The sequence below is a fragment of the Ruegeria sp. AI3 genome (genome assembly GCF_056541245.1).
In genome coordinates this window covers 213,426-225,108 of the sequence record NZ_JBQFYA010000010.1, presented here as the reverse complement: position 1 = coordinate 225,108, position 11,683 = coordinate 213,426, and the positions used below count along the sequence as shown (strand labels likewise).

At 60.2% G+C, this 11,683-nt stretch carries 11 protein-coding genes and 1 pseudogene; 7 read left to right on the top strand and 5 right to left on the bottom strand.

All coding sequences use genetic code 11. The features are described 5' to 3' along the window. Positions 1 to 314: pseudogene (gene glyA / locus ACRZ95_RS16165) on the top strand (serine hydroxymethyltransferase); the annotation flags it as partial. Between the two features lie 18 nt (positions 315 to 332). Continuing rightward, positions 333 to 1,310: an HpcH/HpaI aldolase/citrate lyase family protein gene (locus tag ACRZ95_RS16160; protein ID WP_170641072.1), complete on the top strand. Its 978-nt coding sequence runs from the start codon at positions 333 to 335 to the stop codon at positions 1,308 to 1,310. Positions 1,311 to 1,321: 11 nt separating this feature from the next. Here the strand turns inward: ACRZ95_RS16160 and ACRZ95_RS16155 are convergent, their stop codons facing one another. Further along, positions 1,322 to 2,305 carry a GlxA family transcriptional regulator gene (locus ACRZ95_RS16155; RefSeq protein ID WP_170679698.1) on the bottom strand — a complete coding sequence of 328 codons (984 nt, stop codon included), beginning with the start codon at positions 2,303 to 2,305 and terminating at the stop codon, positions 1,322 to 1,324. A gap of 111 nt (positions 2,306 to 2,416) precedes the next feature. Here ACRZ95_RS16155 and bcoG point away from each other — a divergent pair, with 111 nt between their 5' ends. The 4 genes from bcoG to ACRZ95_RS16135 all read left to right on the top strand — a co-directional run bounded on the left by bcoG (position 2,417) and on the right by ACRZ95_RS16135 (position 6,895). Then, the gene (gene bcoG, locus ACRZ95_RS16150) at positions 2,417 to 3,334 is read left to right on the top strand and encodes a 3-dehydrocarnitine:acetyl-CoA trimethylamine transferase BcoG (RefSeq protein WP_170679700.1); all 918 of its coding nucleotides are present in this window, start codon (positions 2,417 to 2,419) and stop codon (positions 3,332 to 3,334) included. Next, positions 3,331 to 4,095 carry an SDR family oxidoreductase gene (locus tag ACRZ95_RS16145; protein WP_170679702.1) on the top strand — a complete coding sequence of 255 codons (765 nt, stop codon included), beginning with the start codon at positions 3,331 to 3,333 and terminating at the stop codon, positions 4,093 to 4,095. Before bcoG ends, ACRZ95_RS16145 begins: the two co-directional genes overlap by 4 nt. After that, on the top strand, positions 4,092 to 5,516 hold the full coding sequence (locus ACRZ95_RS16140) for a carnitine 3-dehydrogenase (protein ID WP_170679704.1): 1,425 nt from the start codon (positions 4,092 to 4,094) through the stop codon (positions 5,514 to 5,516). The genes ACRZ95_RS16145 and ACRZ95_RS16140 overlap by 4 nt, the downstream gene beginning before the upstream one ends. Before the next feature lie 152 nt (positions 5,517 to 5,668). After that, positions 5,669 to 6,895, top strand: a complete 1,227-nt coding sequence (locus ACRZ95_RS16135; protein WP_170679706.1) for a peptidoglycan-binding domain-containing protein — start codon at positions 5,669 to 5,671, stop codon at positions 6,893 to 6,895. Between the two features lie 223 nt (positions 6,896 to 7,118). On the opposite strand, the gene ACRZ95_RS16130 is transcribed toward ACRZ95_RS16135, so the two are convergent. The 4 genes from ACRZ95_RS16130 to ACRZ95_RS16115 form a co-directional block, all read right to left on the bottom strand. Next, complete coding sequence (locus tag ACRZ95_RS16130; protein WP_480555214.1) at positions 7,119 to 7,643, bottom strand: rhomboid family intramembrane serine protease; 525 nt, start codon at positions 7,641 to 7,643, stop codon at positions 7,119 to 7,121. A gap of 155 nt (positions 7,644 to 7,798) precedes the next feature. Further along, positions 7,799 to 9,424 (bottom strand): FAD-binding oxidoreductase, encoded by a 1,626-nt coding sequence (locus ACRZ95_RS16125; protein ID WP_170679711.1) that lies wholly within the window; start codon positions 9,422 to 9,424, stop codon positions 7,799 to 7,801. A 23-nt stretch (positions 9,425 to 9,447) separates the two neighbouring features. Further along, entirely contained in the window at positions 9,448 to 9,924 is a 477-nt protein-coding gene (locus ACRZ95_RS16120) for a nuclear transport factor 2 family protein (protein WP_170679713.1), read from the bottom strand. Positions 9,925 to 9,958: 34 nt separating this feature from the next. Then, on the bottom strand, positions 9,959 to 10,579 hold the full coding sequence (locus ACRZ95_RS16115; protein WP_170679715.1) for a glutathione S-transferase: 621 nt from the start codon (positions 10,577 to 10,579) through the stop codon (positions 9,959 to 9,961). Between the two features lie 115 nt (positions 10,580 to 10,694). On the opposite strand from ACRZ95_RS16115, the gene ACRZ95_RS16110 reads away from it, so the two are divergent. Further along, positions 10,695 to 11,594 (top strand): LysR family transcriptional regulator, encoded by a 900-nt coding sequence (locus tag ACRZ95_RS16110; RefSeq protein WP_170679717.1) that lies wholly within the window; start codon positions 10,695 to 10,697, stop codon positions 11,592 to 11,594. The last annotated feature ends 89 nt before the right edge of the window (positions 11,595 to 11,683 follow it).

The following is an 11,683-nucleotide window of genomic DNA, read 5'->3' as shown; positions in this document are numbered from 1 at the left end:
ACCTGCGCCCCAAAGGCGTGAAGGGCAACGCGACCGAGAAGGCCTTGGGCCGCGCGCATATCACCTGCAACAAGAACGGCGTGCCGTTTGATCCTGAGAAGCCGACCATCACTTCGGGCATCCGTCTGGGCTCACCCGCTGGCACCACGCGCGGCTTCGGCGAGGTCGAGTTCCGCCAGATCGCGGATTGGATCATTGAAGTGGTCGACGGTCTCGCCGCCAATGGCGAAGACGGCAATGCCGACGTCGAGGCCAAGGTCAAAGCCGAAGTCGCAGACCTCTGCGCCCGCTTCCCTATCTACCCGAACCTGTAAAACCAAGGACCCTAAACCATGAGCTTTCACCCAATCGAACAGGCTCCGGCCCGTCTGAACCGCAGCGAACTGGCTGTTCCGGGCAGCCAGCCCGGCATGTTTGAAAAAGCGGCCAAGTCGGATGTGGATGTGATCTTCCTGGATCTGGAAGACGCCGTCGCGCCCGACGAAAAAGAACAGGCTAGAGCGAACATCATCGAGGCCCTGAATGACATCGACTGGGGCAACAAGACCATGTCGGTACGGATCAACGGGCTGGATACTCATTACATGTATCGCGACGTGGTGGATGTGGTCGAACAGGCCGGTCAACGTCTGGACCTGATCATGATCCCCAAGGTCGGCACCGCCGCGGATGTTTACGCCGTCGACATGCTGGTCACCCAGATCGAGGACGCCAAAGGCTACAAAAAGCGGATCGGGTTCGAACATATCATCGAAACGGCGCTCGGCATGCAGAATGTCAGCGAGATTGCTGCCGCGTCGAAACGCAACGAAAGCCTGCATTTCGGCGTTGCCGACTACGCGGCCTCGACCCGTGCGCGGACAACCATCATTGGCGGTGTGAACCCGGATTATTCGGTCCTGACGGATGCGGATCCTGAGGGCGGCCGCATGACCCATTGGGGTGATATGTGGCACTACGCGCTGGCGCGTATGGTTGTTGCGGCGCGCGCAAACGGCCTGCGCCCGATCGACGGCCCGTTCGGTGATTTTCAAGACCCCGCTGGCTATCGCGCGGCGGCAAAGCGTGCAGCGGTTCTGGGGTGTGAGGGCAAGTGGGCCATTCACCCCAGCCAGATCGCGCTGGCCAATGAGGTCATGTCGCCTTCGGATGCCGAGGTGGACAAGGCCAAGCGGATTCTCGTCGCGATGGCCGATGCAGAGGCGGCAGGCAAGGGCGCTGTCTCGCTGGACGGTCGGCTGATTGACTATGCCTCGATCCGGCAGGCGGAGGTGCTGGTTGAAAAGGCAGGTCAGATCGCTGCTGCGTGATCTGCCAAACGTTAGACGGAGCGGGCTGTCCCATCGGACGGCCCGTTTCGGTTTTGCGGGCGAAAGGCGCTGATCGGGCGGCCGAATTCACGGGTGAACGACCGCCCGAGGGCCGACGAACAGGAAAACCCGCATCGCAGGGCGATCTGTTCGACACTCAGGCGTGTTTCCTGCGCCAGATAGCGTGCATGTTGCAAACGATAGAGCTTGTAGTACTTGCCGGTCGTCATCCCCAGTTCATCCGCAAACGCGCGGCTGAGGCTGCGCTCGGAGAGCGAGACGCGTTCGGCCAGCTCAAATGTCGTCAGCGGCGTCTCGACGTTTTCAGCAATGACATTCAGGGCGTCCAGCAGTTTGGGCGACCCACGATCTTGCAATTGTTGAGAACCGCGCTTCAGCTCGGATTGGCGGGCGGGGTCGTAGATGAACATGTTCGATGCATCAAATGCGGCAGCAGGCCCGAACAGGCTCTGTATCAGGTCGAGGGTTAGTTCCAGCGCCGTGCTGGCCCCTCCGCAGGTTAGAAACGGACCAGAATGGACAAACCGGGCGCTGGACACGTTCACTTTGGGAAAGCTTTCGCGAAAGGCATCAAACTCTTGCCAGTGGATCGTGGCTTGGTGCCCGTCCAGAACTCCGGCTTCGGCTAAAATCCAAGCCGCGGTATCAAGGGCCAGAACGCGCTTGGCAGTCCGAACAGCCTGTCGGATCGCAACTAGAAGCTCTCTATTGATCTGCTGCCGGACGCGGTAACCGGCCACGATGACCAGCGTTCCGGTCGATTTTGCTGGGTCGAAGACCCGATTGGGAGAAACTTGTATTTCGCTCGAGCTTTCCACGGGTTCGCCGTTCAGGCTGGTGATCTCCCAACCCGGACTGGCGTAGAGCGCGCGCATCTTGACGTCTCGCAATGGCTCCAGCGCGCTGGCCAGAACCATGTTGGAAAACCCGTCCAGCAACAGGAACTCGAAATGCTCATGAGGGGATGACGACAAAAGTATTCCTCCTGACGAGAAATGTATCGTTTGTTCCGAGGTTTTGAAAGTAGCGTTGCCGCATTCAGTCGCCTTCCAAGGCGCGATTCCTGCTGATCGAAGGACAAAGTTATGCCCCTTGCCATGAACCGCGAAGTTTTCATCACCTGTGCCATCACCGGATCGGGTGGGACGCAGGACAAGTCTCCGCATGTGCCGCGCTCGCCCGAGCAGATTGCCAACTCGGCGATTGATGCGGCCAAGGCGGGGGCTGCCGTTGTGCATTGCCACGTACGCGACCCGGAAACCGGTGTGCCGTCGCGCGATTTGGGCCTGTACCGCGAGGTGACAGACCGCATTCGCGATGCTGAGGTCGACGTGGTGCTGAACCTGACGGCCGGTATGGGCGGTGATATTGTATTTGGCCCGACCGAGAGCCCATTTCCGGTCAATGAAGCGGCCACTGACATGATCGGCGCGACAGAGCGGATGGCGCATATCGCCGAATGCCTGCCCGAGATCTGCACGCTCGACTGTGGCACAATGAACTTCGCCGAGGCAGACTATGTGATGACCAACACCCCCGGCATGTTGCGGGCGATGGGTCAGATGATGACCGATCTTGGCGTGAAACCAGAGATCGAAGCCTTCGACACCGGCCACCTATGGTTCGCCAAGCAATTGGTGAAAGAGGGTATTCTGGAGCCCAACGCTCTGGTCCAACTGTGTATGGGTGTCCCGTGGGGTGCCCCCAACGACATCAACACCTTCATGGCGATGGTCAATGCGGTGCCGTCTGATTGGACATGGTCGGCCTTCTCGCTGGGTCGCGATCAGATGCCCTACGTTGCGCAATCGGTTCTGGCGGGCGGCAATGTCCGCGTCGGGCTTGAGGACAACCTGTTTCTGGAAAAAGGCGTTCTAGCCACCAATGCGCAACTGGTCGAACGTGCCGTGACGGTGATCGAGAACATGGGCGCCAAGATCATCGGCCCGGACGCCGTGCGCGAGAAACTGGGCTTGACCAAGCGCGCTCCCGTCGCGAAATGAACAGGCGCGTTCTTGTAACCGCAGGCGCGGCTGGCATTGGCCGCGTCATTGCGGAGCAATTCATTCAAGACGGATCACGGGTCGCGGTCTGCGATGCAGACCCTGCCGCGGTTCAGAGCTTTGCCGAAGCGCATCCCGGCAGTATCGCCGTGGTGGCCGATGTCACCTCGGAGTCCGCCATGGACGCCTTCCTGAGTTCCGTTGAGGCGGAATGGGGCGGCATTGATGTGGTCTGCGCCAATGCCGGTACCGGCGGCCCCGCCGGGCCGATCGAAGACCTTGCCTATGACGCGTGGCAGCAATGCCTCGCCACCAACGTGAATGGTTCGTATCTGACCTGCCGCTGGGCGGCGCGGGTCATGAAGGCGCAAAAAAGTGGCCTGATCGTCATGACCTCGTCCACTGCTGGGATCATGGGCTATCCGATGCGGTCGCCCTATGCGGCGGCGAAATGGGCCCTGATCGGTCTGACCAAAACCCTCGCGATGGAGCTTGGTCCCTTTGGCATCCGCGTCAACGCGATCTGCCCCGGTGCTGTCGAAGGCGACCGGATGGAGCGTGTGTTGGCCAACGAGGCTGCAGCCCATGGTCAGAGCATTGAGACCATGCGCGCCGCCTATGTGACCGGCGTGTCCATGAAAACATGGGTCACGGCGCAGGACGTGGCGAACAGCATTCATTTCCTTGCCTCAGAGGCGGGAACCAAAATCTCGGGGCAGGTTCTGTCCATTGATGGCCATACGGAGACACTCGCGCCATGACACAAAAAGCAACCATCATCGGCGGCGGCGTGATCGGCGGGGGCTGGGTCGCCCGCTTTCTGCTGAACGGCTGGAACGTATCGGTCTTTGACCCGGACCCAGAAGCCGAGCGCAAAATCGGCGAGGTGTTGGCCAATGCCCGCCGCGCCTTGCCCGCCCTTTATGACAAGGCGCTGCCAGCCGAGGGCACTCTGACTTTTCATGACGATATGGGCGAGGCTTTGGCCGGCGCCGCGTGGGTTCAGGAAAGCGTGCCCGAGCGTTTGGACCTCAAGCACAAGATCCACGCGCAGATCGACAAGCTGTCGCCTGCCGATGCGGTGATCGGGTCTTCGACCTCGGGGTTCAAACCCTCTGAACTGAACGAACACGGCGGTCGTGTCGTCGTCGCGCACCCGTTCAATCCCGTCTACCTGCTGCCTCTGGTCGAGCTGGTGGGGGTTGCCGACACATGCGCCAAGGCGTCTGATATCCTGCGGTCCATCGGTATGTATCCGCTGACCGTCCGCAAAGAGATCGATGCGCATATCGCAGACCGTTTCCTCGAGGCTGTCTGGCGTGAGGCGCTTTGGCTCGTCAAGGATGGCGTCGCCACGACCGAAGAAATCGACGAAGCGATCCGCATGGGGTTTGGTATCCGCTGGGCGCAGATGGGTCTGTTCGAAACCTACCGCGTCGCGGGTGGCGAGGCAGGGATGAAACACTTCATGGCGCAATTCGGCCCGGCCCTGCAATGGCCTTGGACTAAGCTGATGGATGTGCCGGAATTTACCGATGAACTGGTCGACCTGATCGCCGGTCAGTCGGACGCGCAATCCGGCCATATGTCGATCCGCGAACTGGAGCGTCTGCGCGATGACAACCTGATCGGGATGATGCGAGCGCTGAAGAAAACCGGCAGCGGTGCGGGCGGCGTTCTGAACGCGCATGAAGCGATGTTGCCTGACCCCGAAGGTGATGATCTGCCGATCACCGTGGATCGTGTCATCCCGCAAAGCTGGACAGACTATAATGGCCACATGAACGAGGCCCACTATATCGAGGTCTCGGCCCAGGCGACGGACAATTTCATGCTGATGATCGACGCGGATGCAGACTATATCGCGGCGGGCAACAGCTATTTCACGGTCGAGAATTTCGTGCAGTACCACGCGGAATTGCATGCGGGGGATCGTCTGACCGTCACAACGCAGGTTCTGCGGGGCGAAGGCAAGAAAATGCACCTGTTCCACCGTCTGTACGGACCGGATGGAGAGGTCGCGGCCACCGTCGAAACCCTGCTGCTGCATATGGATTTGAACGCGCGCAAGACCTCTCTGCCGACCGAGGGTGTGGCCGCGAAACTGACCGCTTTTGCCGAAGATCACGCCAAGCTGCCGACCCCTCAAGGGGCGGGCCGCCATGTGGGGCAACGGGGCTGATACCAACGCGTGCCGCCTCTGGTTTCATGAATCCAGAGGCGGCATCTACTGGCGGGTCGATCTGCAAGGATACTGATCCGCCTTTTTTGCGCATGCTTTACGGCGTTGTGGTATAATTTCCTCCAATTGTTGTTGTGTTTTGGAGGTAACTTATGATTTTTCGTTTATTGGCAACACTTTGTTTGACCTTCGCTTTGTCGACCGCGAATCCTCAGATTGCCAGGGCAGATGCGGGTGATTTCATTGGCGGCGCGGTTGTCGGAGGCGTGGTTGGCTACGCAATCGGCAAAGATCAGCAAAAGAAGAAAGCGCAGCGCTCGACCACCCGGACATATCGGCCAAGCATTCCATCTACTTCGGAAGGGGCGCAGACGCAAACGGCGCTCAACTATTTCGGCTACAATGCCGGACGGGTTGATGGTCAGGTGGGCGGCGGCACGCGAGCTGCAATCCAACGGTATCAGGCGTCCATGGGGTACCCGGTCAACGGGTATGATTTCCAACCCTATCAGCGCGATTTCCTGATGCAGGCTTATTACTGGGGCACAAGTGGCGGGCAGGCCAGCACTCAGCTCTCCGGTCAGCCTTTGTTGATGGCCTATCGTCGGCAAGTCCAAACTGGCACGGCTGTGGCCGCTGCTCCGCAACCCGCGCCGCAACCTGTAGCGCCTGTGACTGCGACGGCGGCACCTGCTGAACCGGCGCCCGAGCCTGAAGTGACCGAAACGGCCACTGCAGCCCTGCCGAGCCTGTTTGCAGGCGGTACCGGTGGCCCGTCGCTGGCCAACCGTTGTAGCGCGGTGATGCTGCAAACCTCGACCAATGGCGGCTATACCACGCTGGCGAACATGTCGGACCCCGATTTCGCCCTCAGCGAGCAGTTCTGTCTTGCGCGGAGCTACGCCATGGCACGGGGTGAAGATTTGATGCAGGACATTCAAGGCCTGACACCGGATCAAGTAGCGGCGCAATGCGAGTCCTATGGTGAGATGCTAGCGCCACAGGTTGTATCGCTGTCGTTGACGTCGAAAGCCGATGCCGAAACGCAGATGCGCAAGCTGGCTCTGGATTCTGGCCTCAGCCCTGAAGACCTTGCCGCGACCAGCAAGGTCTGTCTGGCGATGGGCTACCGTCAGGATAATATGGACAGCGCCGTAGGCTCGGCCTTGATGCTGGTTGCCATGGGTGAACCAGCATATGGAGAGCTGATTGGCCACCACCTGCGCGAAGGTTTCGGCGTGCAAGAGCGTCGCGATCTGGCGATGCAATGGTATGATGCGAGCCTGTCCGCGCTGGATGCCGGATCTCAGGCCGTGTTCCTGCCATCACAATCGGATCGCCCGGAATTGCTACGTGCGGCGATGACAAAAACACAGTAGGTCTGGCTGACCTATTCCGCGGGCGCATGGATCGCCCGCGGTTTTTTCCAGCGCTTCGATAGCAGGAACTATGATCGGGTGCCGCGCAGACCGGTGCTCTGCGTGACCTGTTCGAAGACTTAGATATCGTAGGGGCTAGTGACAAACCCTTTGGTGCGGACAATTCCTATCGTCAAGGGGGTGTCAGCGATCCGCAATCGGCCCCTTGCCTCACTGTGCTTGTTTAAGGTTGGTCCACGTTCAAAATCCGCGGGGCGTGCACATGGGTTCGGACGAGCAAGGCCGCAGCGACGCCTGCGATTGCGCCGAACAGATGCGCCTCCCACGAGATGCCGGGCTGGCCGGGCAGAACGCCCCAAAGGATTGATCCGTAAAGCACCCCAACCACCATGGCAACGGCAAGGGTCACGGGCGACCGATCAACCAATCCCCGCGCGACCAGAAAGCCGAACCACCCGAACACCAGCCCGGATGCGCCGATATGGATGGCCGTATTTCCGAACAGCCAGACCAGCGCTCCGCCCAAGGCAATGATCACGGCGTTCAAGACCAACAGCGCCCGTGTTGCTGTTGCCGCCAGCAAAGCCCCCATCAGGATCAGCGGAGGCGTGTTTGAAATGAGATGCGGAAAGCTGGCATGCAGGAGTGGCATGCCAAAAATCCCGTCCAACCCGGTGATCTGCCTTGGGATCAGCCCGAACGCGAGGTTCAGGCGGTACCCAACCGTCCAATTGAGAACCTGTATCACCCAAAGCACCGCTATGAAGAGCGCCAGGACCTTGAACCGCGAAAAAACAACACGTTTACCGTTTTTATCAATCATCTGAAATAGATAATCGTGGCAGTGACAACGATCAATACGCCTTGCAGGATGGTCGGATCAGAGTGTGGGCGCTGACGCGCTCAGGTGGTAAAGACCTCGAAATGGATCTGGTTTTCCGCAAGCCCTAACGCTTCAAGACCGGATTTCAGGTCGGTCATGAAATCCAACGGACCGCAGAGCAAATACTGAGCGTTGGGACCGGCATTCAATGCGACCAACGCCTGCGCTGTGATCCGGCCTTTGACGTCAAAATCCTGCCCCGCCACATCCTGGGCCTTAGGCGCGCTGTAGTAGATCCGTTTCCGTGCGGTCGGGCTTGTGGCAATCAGGTCGTCAACTTCGCCGCGCAGCGCGTGAAATCGTCCGTTGCGCGCGGCGTGAATGAACCAGACCGGACGATCAGGGTGCTGTGCCACAGCCTGATGCAGCATTGCGATCATCGGGGTCGCGCCAACCCCGGCGCTGACAAGGACAAGGGGGCTGTCACCGGAAGGGATCAGGAAATCTCCGGCTGGCGGCTTGGCCTCAATCATGTCACCCACTTGCACCTTGTCGTGCAGAAAGCGGGACGCAGCACCATTAGGCTCGCGTTTGACCGTGATCCTGTAGTGGTCCTCGGCCGGGTTGCCGGACAGGGTGTATGTCCTCCGCAGTTTAGTTTCATGCGTCGGAACGTTGAGCGCAATCGGCAGGTGCTGCCCCGCCTCAAAGGCGGCAAGTGGACCTCCGTTTGCGTGTCGCAAGTGAAATGAGGTGATCCCCTCGGCCTCGGCAATCTTATCCGTAACCACCAGCTGTCTCGATGGGGTCGGCTCAGTCGACCATCGCAACGACAGCGCGTTTGGTCGGTCGATCACGGCATCGACCTGTACGTCTATCATGCGCAGAATATTGGGGTCACGCGCCTCGGCCGGAGCCCAGTCGATCTCGGCCCGCCCGGACAGATGCAGCAGTCCTCCGGTCGCGAAATCGACGAATAGCAGCCCGATGCGGGGGTTCTCCAACAGGTTGCCAATCGTATTGAAGAAATTGTTTCCGGAATAGTCGGGAATACGCAGACGGTTTGGAGCGACGACGCGGACAAAACCGGGTGTCCCTCCGCGGTGAGAGGCATCAAACCCGTTCGACGCCGCCTGTTGCGGACCATGTCGACCGGACCCGATGAACAAGGTATCCGAGGCGCTTATACGTGCGATCTGTTCGGGGTTGAGGTGGTCCGATACCAGCGCCTCTGCCGGTTTATTGCCGGCCGCCCGCCGCCAGTCGCGTTCATTGATATACTGAGGGCAGTTGCCGAAGCTCTGGCGAATGTCGATTGCGAAACCGGTGTCGGTTGGACGGGTCCGACCGCTGAACCGATTGCGTCGCCGCGTCGCCAGCTCGATGCCGACAACGCCGATATCGGCCCCTTTTCGCAGGCTTTCTGCCAGCGGATCACGCGGGTCGATCACGGTATCAACCGTCAGTCTGCGGGGATCAGGCGAATGAACGAACCCGTTTTCGCCTTCAATGATTGTCGCCCATATGCGGCCTTCTGCATCGCTGGACGCAGCCACCAGAAACGGCTGCGCCTGATAGAAGGCGCGATGCTGGTCCGGCAAGTGGTCGCGAATGTACGGAGCGGCCCTCCGGGCTATATCGCCCGCACCCGCCCGCACCTGCGCCGCCAGTTCGCCCGCGTGAAACGGAGTATCCGTGCCAGACATCGTCTTACCTCCTTAGTATGTGTTTAAAAGCCCAGATCGCTCAGCCCCGGATGGTTGTCCGGGCGACGGCCCAGAGGCCAATGGAACTTGCGCTCACCCTCTGTGATCGGCATTTCGTTGATGCTGGCAAACCGGTTGGCCATGTAGCCACTCTCGTCGAATTCCCAATTTTCGTTGCCGTAGGCCCTGAACCAATGACCACTGTCATCACGGTATTCATAGGCGTATCGTACCGCGATGCGGTTGCCGTCATAGGCCCAGAGTTCCTTGATCAGGCGATAGTCCAGTTCCTTGTTCCACTTGCGGGTCAGAAACGCCTCGATCTCGGCGCGGCCAACAGGGAATTCGGCCCGGTTGCGCCATTTGCTGTCCGGCGTGTAGGCCAGCGCGACCTTGGCCGGGGTGCGGCCATTCCAGCCGTCTTCGGCCAGACGGACCTTTTCAATCGCGGTTTCGCGGGTGAAGGGCGGCAGAGGGTGGCGAGGTTCTTCGAGTGTCATTGCACGTCTCCGATTGGGTGTTTGGCGCAGACGTTTAAGCGACGAGGCCCACGGCCGTGGCTGGCATCGGCTCGAATCCGTCCAGCGCCTCGAACCGGGCGATCCATGCCCGCACATTCGGATAGGGGTCGAGCGAGACGTTCCCCTCGGGTGCGTGGGCAGTGTAGGAGTAGGCCGCGACATCTGCGATGGTCGGTCGGTCGCCAACCAGCCAGTCGCGGCCTTCCAATCCCTTTTCAAGCTTTTGCATCGCCTTGGCTGCGGTTGCGGCGGCGAAATCGACGTCCAGAGGTGCACCAAACACCGTGATCAACCGCGCCGCGGCGGATCCGAACGCGATCTCTCCTGCGGCGAGGGTCAGCCAGCGCTGCACCGCCGCTTCGCTCATCGCATCGGTCGGCATCCAGTCGGGCGCGTATTGCCGGGCGAGGTACACGAGGATCGCGTTGGAATCCGAGACCACAACATCGCCATCCTCAAGCACCGGGACTTGCCCGTTGGGGTTCATCGCCAGAAACTCGGGCGATTTGTGTTCGCCTGCGACGAGATCGACGAAAACGGCCTCATGGGCGATACCAGCTAGCTTGGCAAAGACCAGAGCGCGGTGCGCGTGGCCGGATTTCGGGAAGTGGTGGATACGTACTGCGTTCGACATTTGTCAGCTCCTGTCATGCGCGGAATTGCTTCTGCGGCTATAAATACAGCTTGCCATCAGGGGCGATAATGGGCACTTTCAGCGGATCATTAAGCCCTAGGAGGGCGTAATACGTATGGACAAGATCGACCGAATGCGCGCCTTTGCGCTGGTGGCGCAGAATGCCTCGTTCACTTTGGCAGCCCAGCGGCTTGGGCGGTCGTCTCGCTTGGTCAGCAAATACGTGGCCGATCTGGAGGAGGCGCTGGGCGTTCAGCTTCTGAACCGAACCACCCGCAGTGTATCCCTGACGGATGCGGGGACGACCTACTTGGCGATGTGCGAACCGCTTTTGGACGGGTTTGACGAAATGGAAGAGGCGGTGCGCAATGCGCAGACCTCTTTGCGCGGTGTGATACGGATTTCCGCGCCGACAGGGTTCGGCTCACTACGGCTGGCCCCGTCGCTGGCGGCTTTTGTCGAAAAGCATGCTGAGGTCGAGATTGATCTCAACCTTTCAGACCGCCGGGTGTCGATCATCGAAGAGGGTCTGGATTTGGCGATCCGGATCGGGCCAACGCGGGACAGTTCGCTTAAGATGCGCCGGTTGGGGCCGATGCCGCTGATTGTGTGCGCGTCTCCTGACTATCTCGAACGTGCAGGTGTGCCCGCGCATCCAAGTGCCCTGGCCACGCATGAGTGCATCCTGGACGGCAACATGAGCGACCCAGCAGTCTGGCGCTTTGATGTCGAAGGCAACGAGGTGGCGGTGCACGTCAATGGTCGCCTTCAGGCCAATGCGCCTGCGGCTTCGGCGCGGCTGGCCGCTGCAGGAGTGGCCGTTGCCAGATGCCCGGCCTACACGGTGGCCGATGCCCTTAGCTCCGGGGAATTGGTCGAGCTGTTCGCCGAACACCGCGTCACGCCTTACGTCGTGGCCGCCCTTTTCCCGCAAAACCGCAGGCTGACCACGCGGGTCCGCGCGTTGATTGACCATCTGGCAAGCGATGACTTGATCTGCAACGCCGGGGCGTGACGGCTATGCCTTCAGGTGCCTAGACCCTTGACCAATCCCTGGCCCCTTGTTTTCGTAGGGTCGAGCGATGGGCAACTCTCACCTGCACT